General features: G+C 59.5%; 19 protein-coding genes. 7 read left to right on the forward strand and 12 right to left on the reverse strand.

Going from position 1 to position 20,065, the window contains the following annotated elements; genetic code table 11:
* Positions 1 to 83: 83 nt before the first annotated feature.
* Positions 84 to 797 carry an arsenical resistance protein ArsH gene (gene arsH / locus BM316_RS09620; protein WP_090206968.1) on the reverse strand — a complete coding sequence of 238 codons (714 nt, stop codon included), beginning with the start codon at positions 795 to 797 and terminating at the stop codon, positions 84 to 86.
* A 2-nt stretch (positions 798 to 799) separates the two neighbouring features.
* Positions 800 to 1,249 (reverse strand): phage regulatory CII family protein, encoded by a 450-nt coding sequence (locus BM316_RS09625; protein WP_090206970.1) that lies wholly within the window; start codon positions 1,247 to 1,249, stop codon positions 800 to 802.
* A gap of 267 nt (positions 1,250 to 1,516) precedes the next feature.
* Here BM316_RS09625 and BM316_RS09630 point away from each other — a divergent pair, with 267 nt between their 5' ends.
* A complete protein-coding gene (locus BM316_RS09630) occupies positions 1,517 to 2,113 on the forward strand; it encodes a thymidine kinase (RefSeq protein ID WP_090206974.1) in 597 nt (198 codons plus the stop codon).
* 74 nt (positions 2,114 to 2,187) lie between these two features.
* On the opposite strand, the gene BM316_RS09635 is transcribed toward BM316_RS09630, so the two are convergent.
* Positions 2,188 to 4,380, reverse strand: coding sequence for a primosomal protein N' (locus BM316_RS09635; protein WP_090206982.1), 2,193 nt, complete (start codon positions 4,378 to 4,380; stop codon positions 2,188 to 2,190).
* Between the two features lie 81 nt (positions 4,381 to 4,461).
* Here BM316_RS09635 and fsa point away from each other — a divergent pair, with 81 nt between their 5' ends.
* The 4 genes from fsa (at position 4,462) to BM316_RS09655 (ending at position 7,611) form a co-directional block, all read left to right on the forward strand.
* Complete coding sequence (gene fsa / locus BM316_RS09640; RefSeq protein WP_090206985.1) at positions 4,462 to 5,115, forward strand: fructose-6-phosphate aldolase; 654 nt, start codon at positions 4,462 to 4,464, stop codon at positions 5,113 to 5,115.
* A gap of 141 nt (positions 5,116 to 5,256) precedes the next feature.
* Positions 5,257 to 5,952 (forward strand): DUF484 family protein, encoded by a 696-nt coding sequence (locus BM316_RS09645; protein WP_090206988.1) that lies wholly within the window; start codon positions 5,257 to 5,259, stop codon positions 5,950 to 5,952.
* A 4-nt stretch (positions 5,953 to 5,956) separates the two neighbouring features.
* Positions 5,957 to 6,871, forward strand: a complete 915-nt coding sequence (locus tag BM316_RS09650; protein WP_090206991.1) for a tyrosine recombinase XerC — start codon at positions 5,957 to 5,959, stop codon at positions 6,869 to 6,871.
* Positions 6,872 to 6,915: 44 nt separating this feature from the next.
* The gene (locus BM316_RS09655) at positions 6,916 to 7,611 is read left to right on the forward strand and encodes a CDP-alcohol phosphatidyltransferase family protein (protein WP_090206993.1); all 696 of its coding nucleotides are present in this window, start codon (positions 6,916 to 6,918) and stop codon (positions 7,609 to 7,611) included.
* Here BM316_RS09655 and BM316_RS09660 read toward each other — a convergent pair.
* From BM316_RS09660 to rpsD, 8 genes are all read right to left on the reverse strand, one after another.
* Positions 7,608 to 8,060 carry a methylated-DNA--[protein]-cysteine S-methyltransferase gene (locus tag BM316_RS09660; RefSeq protein WP_090206996.1) on the reverse strand — a complete coding sequence of 151 codons (453 nt, stop codon included), beginning with the start codon at positions 8,058 to 8,060 and terminating at the stop codon, positions 7,608 to 7,610. The two genes, BM316_RS09655 and BM316_RS09660, sit on opposite strands and share 4 nt — an antisense overlap.
* A gap of 19 nt (positions 8,061 to 8,079) precedes the next feature.
* Positions 8,080 to 11,076 (reverse strand): isoleucine--tRNA ligase, encoded by a 2,997-nt coding sequence (gene ileS, locus BM316_RS09665; protein WP_090206999.1) that lies wholly within the window; start codon positions 11,074 to 11,076, stop codon positions 8,080 to 8,082.
* Positions 11,077 to 11,323: 247 nt separating this feature from the next.
* Positions 11,324 to 12,946 (reverse strand): FAD-dependent oxidoreductase, encoded by a 1,623-nt coding sequence (locus BM316_RS09670; RefSeq protein WP_090207001.1) that lies wholly within the window; start codon positions 12,944 to 12,946, stop codon positions 11,324 to 11,326.
* Between the two features lie 58 nt (positions 12,947 to 13,004).
* Entirely contained in the window at positions 13,005 to 13,820 is an 816-nt protein-coding gene (locus tag BM316_RS09675) for an extensin-like domain-containing protein (protein ID WP_165606565.1), read from the reverse strand.
* A complete protein-coding gene (locus BM316_RS09680; protein ID WP_090207007.1) occupies positions 13,820 to 14,743 on the reverse strand; it encodes a prephenate/arogenate dehydrogenase family protein in 924 nt (307 codons plus the stop codon). Before BM316_RS09680 ends, BM316_RS09675 begins: the two co-directional genes overlap by 1 nt.
* The gene (gene hisC, locus BM316_RS09685; RefSeq protein ID WP_090207010.1) at positions 14,743 to 15,828 is read right to left on the reverse strand and encodes a histidinol-phosphate transaminase; all 1,086 of its coding nucleotides are present in this window, start codon (positions 15,826 to 15,828) and stop codon (positions 14,743 to 14,745) included. The genes BM316_RS09680 and hisC overlap by 1 nt, the downstream gene beginning before the upstream one ends.
* 114 nt (positions 15,829 to 15,942) lie before the next feature.
* Positions 15,943 to 17,361: a homospermidine synthase gene (locus tag BM316_RS09690; protein WP_090207012.1), complete on the reverse strand. Its 1,419-nt coding sequence runs from the start codon at positions 17,359 to 17,361 to the stop codon at positions 15,943 to 15,945.
* Between the two features lie 126 nt (positions 17,362 to 17,487).
* Positions 17,488 to 18,108 (reverse strand): 30S ribosomal protein S4, encoded by a 621-nt coding sequence (rpsD, locus tag BM316_RS09695; RefSeq protein ID WP_090207014.1) that lies wholly within the window; start codon positions 18,106 to 18,108, stop codon positions 17,488 to 17,490.
* Between the two features lie 194 nt (positions 18,109 to 18,302).
* Between rpsD and BM316_RS09700 the strand changes: the two genes are divergently transcribed.
* Both BM316_RS09700 and BM316_RS09705 read left to right on the forward strand, forming a co-directional pair.
* The gene (locus BM316_RS09700; protein ID WP_165606566.1) at positions 18,303 to 18,764 is read left to right on the forward strand and encodes a DMT family transporter; all 462 of its coding nucleotides are present in this window, start codon (positions 18,303 to 18,305) and stop codon (positions 18,762 to 18,764) included.
* Positions 18,761 to 19,219 carry a DMT family transporter gene (locus BM316_RS09705; protein WP_090207019.1) on the forward strand — a complete coding sequence of 153 codons (459 nt, stop codon included), beginning with the start codon at positions 18,761 to 18,763 and terminating at the stop codon, positions 19,217 to 19,219. The genes BM316_RS09700 and BM316_RS09705 overlap by 4 nt, the downstream gene beginning before the upstream one ends.
* A gap of 6 nt (positions 19,220 to 19,225) precedes the next feature.
* Here the strand turns inward: BM316_RS09705 and BM316_RS09710 are convergent, their stop codons facing one another.
* A complete protein-coding gene (locus BM316_RS09710; protein WP_090207021.1) occupies positions 19,226 to 20,062 on the reverse strand; it encodes an NAD-dependent epimerase/dehydratase family protein in 837 nt (278 codons plus the stop codon).
* Positions 20,063 to 20,065 lie beyond the last annotated feature (3 nt).

Raw genomic sequence — 20,065 nt, forward strand, 5'->3', positions numbered from 1 at the left:
GAGGAACTGACGATGAAGGTTATCTTTACCTTTTCCGCGCTAGTCTTGCTGGCAGCCTGCGGTGTGCCATTCGTGCCGTTTGTCTAGCTGCTGACGCGCTTGTGCACAGCGGCAAGTGTTTCAACCTGCTCTGAATAGCGGTCGGTCAACATCTCAGTCCGCCCGCGCGTCATCACGGTAAAGCGGGCCAGCTCCTGCATCACATCGACGATGCGGTTGTAGTAGGGTGACGGCTTCATCCGGCCGCCCTCGAACTCTTGCCAGGCTTTCGCAACGGAAGACTGGTTGGGGATCGTCACCAGACGCATCCAGCGCCCCAGAATGCGTAACTGGTTGACAACATTGAAGGATTGCGAACCCCCGCAAACCTGCATGACGGCGAGTGTCTTGCCCTGCGTGGGCCTGATCCCGCCAATCGGCGAAAGCGGGATCCAGTCGATCTGGGTTTTCATGATCCCCGTCATGGCCCCGTGACGTTCCGGGCTGGACCAGACCATGCCCTCGCTCCACATCACCAGATCACGCAGCTCTGCGACTTTGGGATGTGTGGCCTCTGCATCATCAGGCAAAGGCAAGCCGGATGGGTTGAAAAACCGCGTCTCGCAGCCGAGCGCCCGCAGAACCCGCGCACCTTCTTCGGCAGCAAGTCGCGAATAGCTGGTCTCGCGCAACGACCCGTAGAGCAACAGGATACGTGGCGGATGGTGCGGGCCGTCAGGTCCCGCCAGGCCCTCGATATCCAGCGGTGACAAAGCCTCTGGCTGGATGTGCGGCAGATCGGACAGATCACGCGCCATCGCTAGGTCTCTTCCAGATGCAACTTCATATCCAGAAGCACCTGCTGCAAGGCAACCGTTTCCCGCAGAAGCCGCTTTGCCTCGTTGATGGAAATAACACCATCAGCGATTGACTGATTGTATTCTGCCATCAACAGCGCAAAGCGCTGGCTGAGCTTGATCACATCGGAATTGATCTCGCCTTCGTCGGTGTTAGCCCTTGCGCGGTCATAGGAAATCGAAACGCCCCGCAATTCGGCGAGCGCAGCCGTGACATGGGGAAAGCCTGATTTCGCCTCAAGGGCTGCAACGACATCAACCGGCATGAACCGGTCGGCATGTTCATCGCGGTCAGAATAGTACCGGCCCAGCGTCGCCTTCGACTTGCCCGACAGCACACAGGCCGTTTTGATGCCCACGTCTTTGACAAGGGCCTCAGTGTGTTTTTTGAGGTATCTGGCAGGCAAGGCCATCGGCGGTCATCCTTTTCGGGCGCGTCAAGATATTGCGGGGAAACCGCAGGTCACATTCCCATTAAAGCGCCCGCGCGCTGATGTCATTCTTTTCCCGTCCTCGTGTGGTGAGGATGCTTGTAACGAGTGTCACGAAATTAGGCGTGAGGGGTGTTGGTGGCGATCAACCACTTCAGCAGGGCTATTGCGCCCTGCGTTCCCTCAACGTGGGGTCGCCACCTTTCCTTTGGCTTGCACCGCTTCAGGCAAGCGGCGATATAGCGCGGTATGGCCAAGCTCTATTTCAATTACTCCACAATGAATGCCGGTAAATCGACCGTGCTGCTGCAAGCTTCACACAATTACATCGAGCGCGGCATGCAGACCTATCTGATGACAGCGCAATTCGACAATCGCGCAGGCGAAGGCCGGATCGGCAGCCGCATCGGGATCGGCGCTGATGCGGATACATTCACCGCTGGCGAGGACCTCTTTGCCAAGATCGCGGCACGCCTGGAGGCTGGCCCTTGTGCCTGCGTCTTTATCGACGAAGCACAGTTTCTGGAACGCGAACAGGTCTGGCAACTTGCGCGTGCTGTCGATGATCTCAAAGTGCCCGTCATGGCCTTCGGTTTGCGTGTCGATTTTATGGGCGAGCTGTTCCCGGGCTCTGCGGCCCTGCTCGCTCTTGCCGATGAAATGCGCGAGGTCCGCACCATCTGCCATTGCGGGAAGAAGGCGACGATGGTTGTGCGCAAGGATGATCAGGGCAATGTGCTGACCTCAGGCGATCAGGTCGCGATTGGTGGAAATGACCGCTACGTCTCGCTTTGTCGCAAACACTGGCGCGAAGAAACAGGCACGCGTCAACCTGACGGCCAATAGCCGGATTTCTTGTTATTGCTGGCCGATAAATATCCCCGCCGGAGGCATCTGCCTGCCGGGTTTGGCGGGCGGTCTCAGTAAAAGCTCTGCGGGTCGATATCGATGGCCATCCGCAAGTTCGACGATAGCCGGAACTGTCCCACCCATTCCGACAGGGCGGCCTGCAGTGGTGCGCCTTTCTCGGCCTTGACCAAAAGCCTCACACGGTGACGCCCCCGCACCCTGGCAATCGGTGCCGGGGCGGGGCCAAAGACCTGTGCCCCGATCTGCCGCAGCGGCGCATCACGGCGCGCCATTTCACCGCCCAGATCAAAGACCTCCTGGACATTCGTGCTCGACAGGATGATGCCCGCCATACGGCCATAGGGCGGGACACCGGCACCGCGCCGCTCTGCGGCTTCCGCGGCCCAGAACCCTTCTTCATCACCGGCAAGTATAGCGCGGATCACAGGGTGCTCCGGCTGATAGGTCTGCAACAGCGCTTCTCCCGGCACCTCGGCGCGGCCAGCACGACCAGCCACCTGCCGCATCAACTGGAACGTCCGCTCAGCGGCGCGCAGGTCAGACCCTTGCAGGCCGAGATCGGCATCAATGACGCCCACCAGTGTCAGATTGGGAAAATTGTGCCCCTTTGCGACAATCTGCGTGCCGATGATGATGTCGGCACCACCCTTTGCGATGTCCTCGATATGAGCCTTCATGGCGCGCGCCGACCCGTAAAGATCGGATGACAGCACGGCGATTCGCGCCTCGGGAAAGAGACCTGCGACCTCCTCACCCATCCGCTCAACGCCGGGCCCCACCGCATTCAGCTTTCCTTCCACCTCGCAAGACGGGCAGACGGTGGGCATGGGTTTCGTCTCGCCGCATTGGTGGCACATCAGCCGTTTGAGAAAGCGGTGCTCGACCATGCGTGCATCGCATTGATCGCAGCCGATCTGGTGACCGCAGGCCCGACAGATCGTCACCGGCGCGTAACCGCGGCGATTGAGAAAGATCAGTGATTGCTCACCTTTCTCCAGCCTGTCGGTGATCTTGGCGCGCAGGCTTGGCGAGACCCACTCACCTGACGACAACGCCTCGGCACGCATATCGATTGCGGTCATGTCAGGCAGCACTGCCGCGCCGAACCGTGAGGTCAGCTCAAGGCGTTGATACTTGCCGCTTTCCACATTCGCCCAGCTTTCCAGAGACGGTGTGGCCGAGGCCAGCACAACCTGCGCCCCGTTGATCGCCGCACGCAGCACGGCCATATCGCGGGCGTTGTAAAGCACGCCGTCCTCTTGCTTGTACGAGGTGTCGTGTTCTTCATCGACGACGATCAGCCCAAGGTTCTGGTAAGGTAGAAACAGCGCCGAGCGCGCGCCCACGACAAGCTGCGCATCCCCCTGTCCGACCATCCGCCAGCAGCGCCGCCGTTCGGTCATCGTGACACCTGAATGCCATTCCGCAGGACGCATCCCGAAGCGTTCTTCGACACGGGCAATAAATTCGCCTGACAGCGCAATCTCGGGCAAAAGCACAAGGGCCTGACGCCCCATGCGCAAAGCCTCCGCGACTGCCTCAAGGTAGACTTCCGTCTTTCCTGACCCTGTCACGCCTTTCAGCAACGTTGTACCATAGTGATCACTGCGCAGCGCCTGACGCAGCATCTCTGCCCCTTTCGCCTGATCGGCACTCAACGCCTTGCCGCCGTAGTCCGGGTCAAGCCGTGGATAGGGCGTGTCGCGCGGGGCTTCTTCCTCTGATACAGCACCGAGCTTGACCAGACCTTTCACGACAGAGGTACCGACGCCTGCCATCTCTGCCACTTCGCCCAGCGTGAACGAAAGGCCGCCATAGTCGCGCAATACGTCAAGCACCTTGGTGCGCGCCTCCGTCATGCGGTCCGGCACGGCCCCGCCGAGCCGGTAAACCTTGCGCATCGAAACAGCATCACCCAGCCCCGGCGCACGGGTCGCCAGCCGCAACATCGCCGAAAGCGGCGTGAGCGTGTATTCAGCCGCCCTTTGCAGAAACACGCGCATTTCCTCGCGCATCGGGGCAACATCGAGAACACGCACAACACTGCGGATCTTTGAGATATCGTAATCGCCCTTGCCAGCGCCCCAGACAACACCAAGCACCTTGCGCGGCCCCAAGGGGACCTCAACGAAATCACCGATGCGACACCCGCCCTCAGGGGCCTTGTAGTCCAGCACGCGGTTGATGGGTTGCGTTGTCAGCACGCCCACCAAGTCACCTGTCTGGAAAAAGCTGTCAGTCATCTTTGCCTAAGGGTTTTCGCCACCTGCGCTTTGAGGTAAACGCTCACTGAGCAAACACCAACCCACCTTCGGAGAGAAGAGATGAAGTTTTTTGTGGATACAGCCGAGATCGACCAAATCAAGGAACTCAATGACCTTGGGATGGTCGATGGTGTGACAACCAACCCGTCCCTGATCGCGAAATCTGGTCGTGACATCCTCGAAGTGACCAAAGAAATCTGCGATATCGTGTCAGGCCCCGTCTCTGCCGAAGTCGTGGCACTTGATGCCGACACGATGCTTGCCGAAGGGCGCAAGCTTGCGAAAATCGCTGACAACATTGCTGTGAAAGTGCCTTTGACATGGGCTGGTCTGAAAACCTGCAAGGCGCTCAGTGACGACGGGATCATGGTCAACGTGACACTGTGCTTCTCGGCCAACCAGGCCATTCTGGCCGCAAAGGCCGGTGCGACATTCATCAGTCCGTTCATCGGTCGTCTTGATGATCTGAACATGGATGGCCTCGACCTGATCGAAGATATCCGCACCATCTACGACAACTACGGTTTCGAGACGAATATTCTGGCCGCATCAATCCGCTCGGCCAATCACATGAGCGAATGCGCCAAGATCGGCGCCGATGTGGCGACGGCTCCTCCCGCCGTTATCAAGGCAATGGCAAACCACGTCCTGACCGACAAGGGCCTTGCCGGCTTCATGGCTGATGTCGAGAAGGCCGGGATCAAAATCCTTTAAAACGCTGATGGGCAGGCCAAGGGTCTGCCCTACGCCCCTCTGGGGCAAATGTGCCACGCCAATAGGCGCAATGGGACAAAAGGGCAGGACAAACCCTGCACGACCCTGCTAGTTTGCAAAAAAACAAATGAGAGCAGGCCCATGACCGAGACAGCTATGGCCGATGATCTTCGCGAAAAGATCATCGCAAATCCCGATGTATTGTTGGAAGACGCAGACGTAATGCGTGCGCTCGTCGGCGCGAATGACGAAGCCCAAGGCGGCAATGTCGTCGATCTGCGCGCCATTGCGATGGACCGGCTTGAGGCACGTTTGGACCGCCTTGAGGATACCCACCGGACCGTAATCGCCGCAGCCTATGAAAATCTCGCTGGCACCAATCAGGTCCACCGCGCGATCCTGCGGATGATGGACGCCAGCACCTTTCCGCAGTTCTTGGATGATCTGCACGGCGATGTTGCCGATATCCTGCGCGTCGATGCCCTGCGACTGGTCGTTGAAAGCGACGACCCCGACAAGGCAGGGGTGAGCGACACACATGTTTCGGTCATGCCTGAGGGTTTCGTTGACGGCTACATCACACTCGGGCGCAATATGCCGGCCCGTCAGGTCACATTGCGTCCATTCCACAAAGCCGGAAGCGCGCTCTATGGCGAACGGGGTGGCTACATCAAGTCAGAGGCCTGCCTGAAGATTGATCTCGGCCCCGGCAAGATGCCGGCGATGCTCGTGATGGGAAGCGAGGATGAGACCCTCTTTACTCCGCAGCAAGGGACCGACCTCTTGGCCTTTTTTGCGGGTGTATTTGAACGGGTAGTGCGCCGCTGGATGGCCTGATCCGATGATCTCTCCCGCCCTGACCGATGCTTTGGACCGCTGGCTTGATCACCAACGCGGGCTGGCCGGTGCAGCGGAGAACACACTGAAAGCCTACCATACGGATGTGCTGGGGTTCCTTTGCTTCATGGGGCAACACCATGGCGGCGCGCAGGGGCTTGCGGCAATTGCTGATATTTCGGTCCGCGATATGCGGTCTTGGATGGCACACGAACGCGGGCGCGGCATTGGGGCGCGGTCTCTGGCGCGCAGCCTTTCCGCTGTCAAATCCTTCTATCGCTGGCTGGCAGACCGCGAAGGGTTCGAACCGACGGCCGTGCTGTCTGTCCGCGCACCAAAGTTTCAACGCAAACTGCCCCGCCCTCTCGAAGAAGGCGCAGCAGCCGCCATGATCGAACGCGTCGGCCTGCAGGCGTCAGAGCCTTGGGTCGCGGCGCGTGATATTGCGGTCGTCACACTGCTTTATGGGTGCGGGCTGCGTATCTCGGAAGCCTTGGGGCTGACCGGCAAGGATGTCCCGTTGCCGGAGGTGCTGCGCATCAAGGGCAAAGGTGATAAGGAACGGCTTGTCCCGGTTATTCCTGCCGCGCGTGATGCCGTGGCCGAATACCTGCAACTTTGCCCTTATCCGGTATCAGATGATGCGCCGATTTTCCGCAGCCTGCGCAGCAAACCCCTCTCAGCGCGCGCCATTCAAAAAGTGATGGAACAAGCGCGTTTGCAACTGGGCCTGCCAGCGACGGCCACACCGCATGCGATGCGTCATTCTTTTGCCACACACCTTCTGGCCGCCGGGGGAGATCTGCGGAGCATTCAGGAATTGCTCGGTCATGCCTCGCTCTCGACGACGCAAGCCTATACCGCGGTCGATGCAGCACATCTCATGGCGGTTTACGACAAGGCACATCCGAAAGCCTGATTAACTGTTTGCCCTGAGTGGCATTTTCCAGCATGACTGCGCGAATGAAGATCGAGACCAAAGCCCTGCTTGTTCACCTGCTCACCGCAACCGGTGCTGTTTTCGCAATGCTCGCCATGCTGGCCGCTGTGGAAGAACAATGGAGCCTGATGTTCCTCTGGCTGGTCGTCGCCTTCTTTGTTGATGGCATCGACGGTCCGCTTGCGCGGCGCTATCACGTCAAAAAGAATGCTCCTGAATTTGACGGTGTCTTGCTTGACCTCATCATCGACTACCTGACGTATGTCTTTGTGCCAGCCTATGCCCTGTTTAAGTCGGGGCTTTTGCCGGGCTGGACGGGGTGGATTGCTATCATCATCATCACATTCACCTCAGCGATGTATTTCGCTGACACGCGGATGAAGACCAAGGACAACTCCTTTTCCGGCTTCCCCGGGTGCTGGAATATGCTGGTTTTGGTGATCTTCGCCTTGCAACCGAATTTCTGGGTCTCGCTGGTTCTGGTTGCGGCCCTCGCGATCACGATGTTCCTGCCTTTGAAGTTCGTCCATCCGGTGCGCACAGAGCGCTGGCGCGTCGTGACGCTTCCTATGGCATTGGCCTGGACGTTCTTTGCCGGCTGGGCCGCTTGGGTCGATTTCTATCCTGACAGCTGGGCGCATTGGGGATTGATCGTCACGTCAGTTTATCTGCTGCTTGCGGGCATTGCACAGCAGGCGATCCCTCAACGCAACGCCTAAATCAGCAGGCCTGCCGCACCTTCTAGCCGCAGCAATGCAACCTTGGCTTCAATGCCGCCTCGTCCCGAGTAGCCACCCAGACCATTTGCCGCCAGGACACGGTGGCACGGGATCAAGACAGGGATCGGATTGGCACCGCAGGCCTGACCGATAGCTTGGGCCGTTACGCCAAGTGTTTTTGCAAGATCGCCGTAGGTCCGTGTCTCTCCATAAGGAATGGCGCAGAGTGCTTCGTAAAAACGCAACTGGAATGCGCTGCCGCGCGGGGCCAGTGGTACGGAAAACTCTGTGAGTTCCCCGCCAAAATAGCGGGCAATCTCGTCACTTAGCTGATTGAATAACTGTCCCTCAGTCAGGGTGCCTGCCCTGCCCCAAACGAGCGCGCTAATGGCCCCGTCAGATGCGTCGGCACCCAATGGACCGACGGGTGAGGACTGGCAGATCAACATACGGCCAGCCCCCGAATGCTTAGCTCAGCGCTTCGTCGCAGCGGCCACAGACCCCGGCGTGGGCATGGCTGCCGACGTCAGGCAAGATCTTCCAGCAACGCTGGCATTTCTCGCCCTCGGCCTTGGCGAAAACCACGGCAATACCGGCTACATCTTCGATTTTGAACGCATCAGCCGGTGCGGCGTCGGTCGACACATGGATGCCGGATGTGATGCAAAGATCGTCGAAGGCGACCGTTTCAAGCACTTTGGCGGTTTCAGCATCGACATAGACAGTCGGAGCCGCCTCAAGGGACGCACCGATCACTTTCGCAGTCCGCTGGACCTCCAACGCGCCTGTCACGACACGACGCACCTTGCGTACGATAGCCCATTTGGCGGCAAGTGCCTCATCGCGCCAATCCGCTGGCGTCTCGACAAAGTCTTCAAGATGGACGCTGCTGTCCTCCCCACCGAACCGCTCCAGCCAGACCTCTTCCATGGTGAAGGTCAGCATCGGCGCCAGCCATTTGGTCAAACGGTGGAACAGGATATCGAGCACTGTCCTTGCAGAACGGCGGCGCAGTGTGTCGCCGTCGCAGTAAAGTGCATCCTTGCGAATGTCGAAATAGAACGCCGAAAGATCAACAGTGGCAAAGGTAAAGACTGCCTGAAATACACCCTGGAAGTCGTATTTGGCGTAACCCTCACGAACGGTTTGATCAAGCTCGGCCAACCGGTGCAGGACCCAGCGCTCAAGCTCTGGCATTTCGGCAGGCGCAACACGGTCGCTTTCGGTGAAATCAGCCAACGATCCCAGCATGTAACGCATTGTATTGCGCAGGCGGCGATAGCTGTCGGCCACACCTTTAAGGATCTCATCACCGATGCGCAGGTCGACAGTGTAATCGGACTGCGCCACCCATAGCCGCAGGATATCAGCGCCATATTGCTGGACAACCTGTTCCGGTGCGACCGTGTTGCCGATGGATTTCGACATCTTCATGCCGTTCTGGTCCAGCGTGAACCCATGTGTCAGCACACCGCGATAAGGTGCGTGCCCTTTCGTGCCGCAGGCCTGCAACATGGATGAATGGAACCAGCCACGGTGCTGGTCTGTGCCCTCAAGGTAGAGATCAGCCATGCCGTCCTCGGACCCGTCCTCGCGGTCACGCAAGACAAAGGCGTGGGTTGAACCGCTATCAAACCAAACATCCAGAATGTCGAAGACCTGTTCATAGTCGTCGTGGTTGACTTCATTGCCAAGGAACCGCTCTTTCGCGCCTTCCTTGTACCACGCATCCGCGCCTTCGTTCTCGAATGCTTCGAGAATGCGGGCGTTGACAGCAGGATCGCGCAGCAAGTAGTCGGGGTCGGTCGGCTTGGCCCCTTTCTTGGTAAAGCAGGTCAGCGGCACGCCCCAGGCGCGCTGTCGTGAAAGCACCCAATCAGGCCGCGCCTCGATCATGGAATAAAGCCGGTTCCGCCCTTTCTGGGGCGTCCATCTCACCAATTCGTCGATGGAGCGCAGCGCGCGCTCGCGGATGGTCGTGCCGTAGGTGTCCTGCCCGTCACCGACGGGCTTGTCGATGGCGGCAAACCATTGCGGTGTGTTGCGGTAGATCACCGGCGCTTTTGAGCGCCAGGAATGCGGGTAGGAATGCTTGATCTTGCCACGGGCCAGCAAACCGCCCACCTCGGCCAGTTTGGACATGATGGCAGCGTTTGCATCACCTTCCCAGTTACCCTTCTTGGCCTTCTCACGCAGGATGCGCTTGCCGCCAAAGAACGGCAGGTCCTCGCGGAAGGTCCCATCGTCCATGACGTTGTAGGTGATGACCTGCTGCAGCATCCCCAGATCACGGTAAAGCTCGAATTCCTCCATTCCGTGAGAGGGCGCACAATGCACGAAACCTGTGCCTTCTTCGTCAGTCACGAAATCAGCGGCACGGAAGTCGCGTGGATCGTCCCACTCGCCTTGAGCACCTTCGGCGCCGGCCAATGGATGCTGCAAGGTCATCGCTTCAAGCTGTGCGTTGGTCACATCACGCACGCGCCGCCATTGGCCTTCCTGCAGACGCGCCTTGGTAAAGACCTGAGCGGCCAGCTTGTCAGCGACGATGAACCGCTCACCTTTTGCCGCCCAGCACTCTTCTGGCGTGTCCGTCACTTCATAAAGGCCGTAAGAATAATCCGCGCCCCAGACGACAGCCTTGTTCGATGGGATTGTCCAAGGCGTCGTGGTCCAGATCACGACCGAGGCCCCTTCAAAGTCCTGCGCGAGTTCGGCTTCGATCGAGGCGGTGCTCGTGCGATCATCCAGCGCCACCTCTTCACCCGCTACATCGAGATCGGGCAAAGCGAATTTGGTGACTTTGAATTTCACCCAGATCGTGAAGCTTTCCTTGTCGTGGTATTCCACCTCGGCTTCTGCAAGTGCGGTCTTTTCGACAGGTGACCACATGACCGGCTTGGACCCCTGATAGAGCGTCCCGGTCATGAGAAATTTCTGGAATTCCTCGGCGATCACGCGTTCGGCGTGGAAATTCATCGTCAGATAAGGGTCTTCCCAGTTGCCAGTGATGCCAAGACGCTTGAACTCATCGCGCTGGATATCAACCCAACCTTCGGCAAACTTGCGGCATTCCTGACGGAAGTCGACGACGTTGATCTCGTCCTTGTTCTGGCCCAGCTCGCGGTATTTCTCTTCGATCTTCCATTCGATGGGCAGACCGTGGCAATCCCATCCCGGGATATAGCGGGCATCCTTGCCCATCATCTGCTGGGAGCGCACCACCATATCCTTGAGGATCTTGTTGAGCGCATGGCCGATGTGCAGGTGGCCGTTTGCATAGGGCGGACCGTCATGCAACGTGAAGGGTTGGCGGCCGGTCTTTTCGCGCAGGCGGTCATAGACCCCGATCTTTTCCCAGCGGGCAAGCCATTCCGGCTCGCGCTTGGGAAGGCCCGCGCGCATCGGAAAATCGGTGCGAGGCAGGTTCAGGGTGTGTTTGTATTCAGGGGTGTCGGCGCACATGGGTGGCGTCCTTTATTGCGGAATTCTCAAAAAAGCATGATTGGTCGGTGCGCCAAAGCTGACACCTTTTCCCGGCCGGTCGTCTGGAAGTCAGACCGCCGGGCAAATAATGCGAATGATCATCTGCCACATCATGTGGCGGCTTATAGGATGCCGCCTCGACGGGGTAAAGACTGAGGCGTCTATCATCTTGCCAAAAATACTCCCGCCGGAGGCTCCGGCTTCTGCATCTTGCGGCACCGCGTGGTTAGTCACCTGAGCGGACGAAATCCCAGACCTTCGATATCGCAACCGATCCCTCACCCACGGCAGAGGCGACGCGCTTGACCGACCCTGCCCGCACATCCCCGACCGCGAAGATCCCGGGATGCGAGGTCTCATAAGGCGAATCCTTCTCGACCGCTGGTCCGGTCAGGACAAACCCCTTGTCATCAAGTGACACAAGCCCCGACAGCCACGCGGTATTGGGTGCGGCTCCCACCATGATAAAGGCCGCGCGCGCATCAATGGTCTGGCGTGTCCCGTCACCGCTGTTGCTCACGGTGACCTGCTCCAGATGCTTGTCTCCATGCAATTCTGCGATCTGGGTCTGATAGTGGATCGTGATCGCGGGATCTGCCTCCAGCCGTGACACAAGATAGTCTGACATGGACGCCGCGAGGCTTTCGCCTCTGACGAGGACATGCACATGGCCTGCTGTGCGGGAGAGATACATCGCCGCCTGTCCCGCAGAGTTGCCGCCGCCGACGACGACTGCGTCAGTGTTTCTGCAATAGCGGGCTTCGACGTCTGTTGCGGCATAGTAGATGCCGACCCCTTCAAAATCCTCCAGACGCGGGATGTCCAACCGCCGGTACTGCACACCGGTTGCGACAATCACAGCGCGGGCGCAGACCTCGACACCGTCATCAAGCGTGGCACAAAAGACCCCATCAGACCGCCGCTCCAACGCGCGCACACGGCGCGGGACGGCAAACTGTGTGCCGAACTTCAGGGCCTGCACCTCACCGCGCCAGACAAGATCGGCTCCTGAGATACCGGTCGGAAACCCCATATAGTTTTCAATGCGTGACGAGGTGCCGGCTTGCCCGCCAATCGTCAAATCCTCGACCACTAGCGCGCGCAGCCCTTCTGCCCCGGCATAGACACCGGCCGCCACACCAGCAGGGCCACCGCCAACGATCAGAACATCAAAGACCGTATCGGCATGCACCGCGAGGTCGAGGCCCAAAATTCGCGCAATTTTTGACGGAGTCGGATCGTCAACCACCAATGTCTTGCCGAAAATGACTGCGGGCTTGGCCGCACCGATATTGCACGAATGCGCCACCGCCTCTGCCTCATGTTCGCCAAGGGTCAAGCTACGGAACGGGATCCGGTTGCGGGCTGCGAACGCTGCGATCTGGCGGATGGTCCGGTCCTCTTCTGCCCCGATAAGCGTCAGGCTGGCGTCACCGCTTTCAAGCAGACGACGCCGGCGGGCAGCAAACACCGTAATAATGATATCCGACATCTCGGGAATGCGGGACATCAGATCGAGCATGTCGCCACGATCAAGGGTCAGGATTTCGGATGGTTCCAGACAACGTGCGCCCAGCATCGCCGTGCCACCTGTCAGAAAGCTGATCTCTCCGTAAAACTGCGTCGGGCCCAGGTGACCGGTGCCGTATTGACCGCCTGTCCGCGGGTCGATTGCGGCAACAGCACCGTCGATGACGTAGTGGAAGCTGTCGATCTGATCGCCAGCTTTGACAACGTCCTGACCTTTGTCGAAGTGCGTAACCCGCCCGATTTTGCGCATCTCTGCGACATGCTCGTCATGCAGAGGTGTGCGCACCATCGTCGCGAGATCTTGGGCAAGGGATTCCATGAACGGCTCCTGTTGGTTCGCGCCAGCTTAGACCATCGATTGCCAAAGGTAAGCCCTTTCAGCGGCAGTACCGCCCACTGCGATAGCGCGCTGTATCAAAGTGGAAATGGTCCCGGTGGAAGCGGTTTGCATCAGGCCCCAGAACAGTGCCGAAAGGACCGCAGGCCGCCCGCCACATCTGCCGCAAGCGTGCTGCATGCTGGCTCGAATTCCAGTCAGTGAGAAGCGTGATCTCGGACCCGTCGCGCAGGCGAATCCCCGCGATATCGATCGCCCGTCCAAAAGCGTGTTCCGACAATCGTGCCCCTGACTGATTGTTTCGGGTGCGGCAAGCGTAATCGGAAACCACACGCAGCGATGAGACGCCGCCACCTTCAGCCCCGACGGCTGGCAGCACACCGTTTTCCACCCAGGTCTTGAGCGCCTGAGCGGTCGGGCAGTCGATTGTCGCGCGCGGGCTGAGCGTGACGCCTGCAACAGCGCGCACCTTCACCGCGTCTTCGATCCCGCAAGCCCCCGCGCCGTTGATGCGCCCCATGCGCTGCCCTTGGATTGCGGGGTCCCCACAGACCTGCCCTCGCACCCTCGCTAGGCGTCGCGCGGCGGCAGCCTCTTCGATGACACGTGGCCTGCGTTCCGGCCGCATTGATGTCGCGGTTGCAGACGGACTGAATGCAAAAAGGTCTTGCTCAGCGCGCAGTTGCGGGTCCCGTTGCGCGGCAACACTCAGGTCCGGACGTTGAAAAGGCCTAATTTCGGGACGCACCGTGTAACGCGGCTCTGCCGCCTCGATCTGACGCGGGATGGGTCTGACATCCTGTGCAGCCAACGGCAAGGCCAGCAGCGCGGCGACGCTGAAAGCCGCCCAGCGCATCAGTCCTTGCGGCCCGGTGCACGCCCGAAATTCGGCGCATCGGTGTCCTGCCCGGCCTCGATAATGCCACGGCGGATCGCGCGGGTGCGGGTGAAATAATCATGCAGATGATCGCCGTCACCGCGGCGGATGGCACGTTGCAAGGCAAACAACTCTTCGGTGAAGCGACCGAGGATTTCCAGCGTCGCTTCCTTGTTGTTAAGAAACACATCGCGCCACATCGTCGGGTCGGAGGCCGCGATGCGCGTAAAGTCACGGAAACCCGTGGCCGAGTATTTGATGACTTCGCTTTCACTGACACGTCCCAGATCGTCGGCAACGCCAACCATCGTATAGGCAATCAGATGCGGAGTATGACTTGTCACTGCAAGTACGCGGTCATGCCGTTCGGCATCCATGATTTCGGTCAAGGCGCCCATGCCTTGCCAAAGCGCATCAAGCTGCGCGACCGCGACAGGATCGCTGTCCTTGACCGGTGTGATGATGGTGTAACGGTTGTCGAAAAGCTCGGCAAAACCGGAACGCGGGCCGGAGTGTTCGGTCCCCGCCAGCGGGTGCGCGGGGACAAAATGCACGCCTTCGGGAAGGTGCGGACCAACTGCGTCAATCACAGCGCATTTGACGGAGCCGACGTCACTGACTGTAGCACCGGCTTTCAGAGCGGGGCCGATTTCGCGTGCGACCGCCTCCATCGCACCAACTGGCACGCACAGAACAACCAGATCTGCATCGGCCACCGCGTCACTGGCACTGTCAACCACACGATCACAGAGCCCTATTGCGCTCGCGATCTCGCGGGTTTCGGCGGATCGCGCATAGCCCACAATCTCGCCCACCATCCCAGCGCGTCGCATGGCATGGCTCATGGAGGAGGCAATGTGTCCCAAGCCGATCAGCGCGACGCGATCATAGATCTGTGCCATTATTTGACCCCTTTGAACTTGCCGACAGCATGGGCCACGCGGCGACAGGCGGCTTCATCGCCTACGGTGATCCGCAAGCAGTTTGGCAACCCATATCCGGCTACGCGGCGGACGATGATGCCTTCGGATTTCAGGTGATCGTCGCAGGCGTTCGCCTCGTCTTCCGACCCGAAACGCGCGAGAATGAAATTCGCGGTCGATGTGTCGGACGGCACGCCATGGGCGGCCAAAGCATTCGCCAGCCATTCGCGCCATTTGGCGTTCTCGGTCCGGCATTTTTCAGTGTGAGAGGTATCACGCACCGCGGCCTCAGCCGCCGCGAGAGCCGCAGTGGAAAGGTTGAATGGGCCGCGAATGCGGTTCAACACGTCAATGATCGCCTGTGGGCCGTAACCCCAGCCGACACGCATCCCGCCCAATCCGTAGATCTTGGAAAACGTGCGGGTCATCACAACGTTATCGCGGGCTTCGACCAGCGCCTTGCCTGCATCATAACCATCGACAAACTCGGCATAGGCCCCGTCCAGCACCAGCAGCGCCTGCGGCGGGATGCCTTCGGCCAGTCGCTGCAACTCGCCGCTGCCAATCATCGTGCCAGTCGGGTTGGCGGGGTTGGCGATCAGGATGAGCTTGGTCTTCTTGGTGCAGGCCGCAAGGATCGCGTCCACATCGACCACGCGTTCCTTCTCAGGCACCACGACAGGCGTCGCTCCGCAGGCATGGGCATAGATTGGATACATCGAGAACCCGTGCTCGGTGAATAGCACCTGGTCGCCCTTTCCGGCGTAGGCTTCGGACAAAAGCTTCAACACCTCGCCCGAACCGACACCGCAGAAAACGCGGGCCGGATCAACGTCCCAGACCTCGGCAATCGCCTCGCGCAAGGCGGCGTGATCAGTGGACGGATAACGATGCAGATCATGGCTGGCACGCACAACCGCTTCTTTCGCGGCGTCGCTGGGGCCAAGCGGGTTTTCGTTGGAGGACAGCTTCAGCACATTGCTGATCCCGTCCAGCTTGGAGGCGCCGCCTTGGTAGAGCGCGATCTCCATGATCCCTTTTTGTGGGGTGATACCTTTGGCCATTTCCGGTCGTCCAATTCGCTGTCGGCCCGTTCTATGCGGGTGAGCGGACATTGGGCAACCCAAATCGCGGACCTGCGGCAAAGGATTCTGCCGCAGGCGGTTTTGCAATGACGATCAGGTCGCCAACACGTTGCGGAACTGCCAGGGGTCGCTTTCGTCGATGTCCTCGGGGAACAGCTCCCACCGATCCTGCAATGGCGTCCAGTCGGTGTAATGCGCCTCAACGGGGCCAAGGTAAGGACGCTGCACTTCCAGACACCGGACGTGGTCCATCTCGTCAGTCTCGACGATCCCTGCCTCCGGGTTTTCCAATGCCCAGACCATGCCGGCCAGCACAGCCGAGGTCACCTGAAGGCCGGTCGCATTCTGATATGGCGCGAGGCCCTTTGCCTCTTCATTCGACAAGCGCGATCCGAACCAGAGCGCGTTCTTTTCGTGTCCGAAAAGCAGCACGCCCAGCTCGTCAATGCCGGTGACAATCTCGTCGGGTTCGAGGATTTCATGGACGGTCTGCTGCTGGCCCGAGCCGAACATCTCGTGCAGCGACAGCACCGCGTCGTCAGAGGGGTGATAGGCGTAATGGCAGGTGGGACGGAACTCAGGGTTCGCCGCATCACCGACGGTGTAATAATCCGAGATGCTGATCGCCTCGTTATGGGTCACAAGGAAGCCGAACTGCGGTCCCGGTGTCGGGCACCATGTGTGCACGCGGGTGATCGCACCGGGGCGCTCGAACCAGATGCCTGCCTGACAGCCCGTGTCATAGGAGTGTGCGGTTTCAGGCATCCATTTCTCGTGCGTGCCCCAGCCAAGCTCGGCGGGCTGGAACCCTTCCGAGATGAAGCCTTCAACCGACCATGTGTTCACAAAGGTCCCGCGCGGTTTTGGTTTGGCGCGGGCCTGCGTGTCGCGTTCGGCGATATGGACGCCCTTGATGCCCAAGGATTGCATCAGCTTGGCCCAACCTGTCCGGTCTGTTGGCATCGCGTCATCGCGGCCAAGGTCCGCAACAAGCGTCATCATCGCCTCTTTCACGAACCAGCTGACCATGCCGGGATTCGCCCCGCAGCACGAAACCGCCGTCGTGCCGCCGGGGTTGGCGGCTTTTTCGTCGCGCACTTTCTGGCGCAGGGCATAGTTGGTGCGATCGGCGTTCTCGGTTGTCTCGAAATAGAAACCGGCCCACGGCTCGACCACCGTGTCGATGTAGAGCACACCCAATTCGCGGCAGAGCTTGAGGATATCAAGCGAAGAAGTATCGACGGAGAGGTTCACGCAGAAGCCTTTGCCTTCGGGGAACATACCCGTCAGCACGTCGCGATAGTTCTCTGGTGTCAGGGCGATCTGGTGGTGGGTGATACCCTGTTCAGCCAGAAACTCAGCGGCGGCAGGATTGGGTTCAATCACGCTCAGCTTATCGGCGTCATAATCAAAATGGCGCTGGATCAGCGGCAAGGTTCCCTTCCCGATCGAGCCGAGTCCGATGATGACAATATGTCCGTCGATACGGCCATAGTTTGCATGCTGTGACATAGCGGTCCTTTCCTTTGACTTAAGCCGACACCTAGCTTTTCGCAGCGCGAAAGCCAATTGCGCAGCACGTGCAACGACAAAGGCCGCCCCATTGGACGGCCCTTGCAAATAACGGTGAAGAACCGATTAGTTCTTCGCGTAGAATTCGACCACGAGGTTTGGTTCCATTGTGACAGGATATGGCACATCGCCCAGACCAGGGGTCCGTGTGAATGTGGCTGTCATCTTGGAGTGATCAACGTCCATGTAATCAGGCACGTCACGCTCTGGCAGTTGCGCAGCGACCAGAACCATTTCCATCTGCTTGGACTTCTGACGCACTTCGATCACATCGCCTTCCTTCACGCGATAGGAAGGGATGTTCACTTTCTTGCCGTTTACGGTGACGTGGCCGTGGTTGACGAACTGGCGTGCGGCGAAAACGGTCGGCACGAACTTGGCGCGGTAAACAACGGCGTCCAGACGGCGCTCCAGCAGACCGATGAGGTTTTCACCGGTGTCGCCCTTGACGCGCTCGGCTTCGGCGTAGATGCGGCGGAACTGCTTTTCTGTCAGGTCGCCGTAGTAGCCCTTCAGCTTCTGCTTTGCGCGGAGCTGCGTGCCGAAGTCGGACAGCTTGCCCTTGCGGCGCTGACCGTGCTGGCCGGGGCCATATTCACGACGGTTGACTGGTGACTTTGGACGACCCCAGATGTTTTCGCCCATCCGGCGGTCAATTTTGTACTTGGCAGCGGTGCGTTTGGTCACGGCTGATCTCCTTCTGTATGTTACGAAGGGCGTTGTCCTTTCTCCGGATTTTGCCAGAGCGACAGGGTTCCGCTTGCGCGGTCCACCAACACCAATGAATGCGCGGCTTATAGACAGGATTCGCCAGGTGTCAACGCCCCTGTCTGCAGTGGTTTGCCATTGCGCTGCCCCGCAAAACCATGACAGTGCGCCACATGCAAGACCGCCCTGCCAATAGCATTCATTTCGTGGCTGCCTTCCTGACAGGCGGGCTCTTGTCGCTGATGGTTCTGTTCAATGGTACGCTGGCCACCTATGGCTCATTGTTCTTTGCGTCTTGGGTGCCGCATCTGACAGGCACAGTCGCTGCTTTGCTCTTTCTGGCCGTCATGCGTCCCAAACGGGCCGAGGCCGCGCGCCCGCCGCTCTGGGTCTATCTGGGCGGTGTTTCAGGCGCGATTACGGTGATGCTGACCTCCGCCACTTTGAATTCTGCCCTCGCCCTTTCAGGAACCATTGCCTTGGGGCTCGCGGGGCAGATGATCTTCAGCCTGATTGCGGACATGCGCGGTATGTTCGGCCTGCCGCAGCGGATGCCCGTGAGTCGCGATTTTGTCGCCGTCGCCCTTGTGATCGGCGGAAGTCTGATCCTGATCTTCTTCGGGGGTGCGCCATGATTTTCTACGCAGCGCTTGCGGTGCTGGCAGGCGTGCTGGTTTCGCTCTCGCGCCAGATCAACGGACGGTTGGCCCTCTCGACCTCGGCGATGGAGTCCTCTTTCTGGAACCACCTTGTCGGATTGGTCTTCATCACGGCCGTGGCTCTTCTGATCGGTGGGCTATTCGCAGGCGATCCACTCGCCTCGCCATGGTGGGCCTATCTGGGCGGGACCGTGGGTGTGATCTTCATCGCGATGGGCAGTTGGCTGATCCAGCGGATCGGGGCGGCGCAGACGGCGCTGATGATTATCGCGGGGCAGATGGTGTCAGGCGTGGTGCTGGATGTGGTGATGGGCGCGCCGGGAAATGTCTGGGCGCGGATTGCAGGTGTTGGCTTGATCCTTGCAGGGATGCTTGTGGCGCAGACGGGGAAGCGCAAAATCAGGCAGGTGCCAGCCGGGGCGAAACGCTAGGCCGCCTCAGGTTTTCTTCCTGTCATCGACGATGCCCATACTGGCCGTCCCGGAATTCCCTAACTCAACCGTCGCAAACGGCCCACCAATACACAGGTTCGCAAGGTCTTTGTTATCGAGCGGCGGGGTCTTGGCAAAAACCTCTTTCGCGTAAACCTCGGCGTTGTCCTTGGGCCGGTAGCCCAGATGCCCCGCCTTGGTGTTGTCGACGACCGCGCGGTCATTGTTCGAGATGCCATAGACAATCGTGAACCCCACCACGGGGCTGTCGATCGAGCGTTCCACCAGATGGATCAGGTCATCATAGGACAGCCACGTCCCGATGCTGCGGGAATTCGTTGCCTGCGCACATGAGAATATCCGCATACAAACCGCTTCAACCCCGCGCTTGTCCCAGTAAAGGCTCGCCAGATCCTCGGCAAAGCACTTGGCGAGGCCATAATAGGTGTCTGGGCGATGCGGCGCATCCAGACCGATGGTGTCGGTCTTCTTGTGCATCCCCACCGCATGGACCGAGCTGGCATAGACCACGCGTTTCACGCCGTGGCGATAGGCGGCCTCCCAGACGTTGTAGGCACCGATGATGTTGGATTGCAGGATATTGTCCCAAGGGGCCTCGTCCCCGATGGCCCCGAAATGAACAACCATGTCCGCACCGGCGATCACTTCCATCATCGCATCAAGGCTTGCCAGATCAGCTTTCACATAGCTCTCGCCCTCGTAAAGCGCGCCGATGTCATCGACGATATCGGTCGAGACCAGTTCGTCACACATCTTGGTCAGCGGCTCGCGCAGGTAAGACCCCAGACGGCCCGCAGCCCCTGTCAGCACCAGTTTCTTCATTGC

It is taken from the genome of Yoonia litorea (assembly GCF_900114675.1).
Lineage (GTDB): Bacteria > Pseudomonadota > Alphaproteobacteria > Rhodobacterales > Rhodobacteraceae > Yoonia > Yoonia litorea.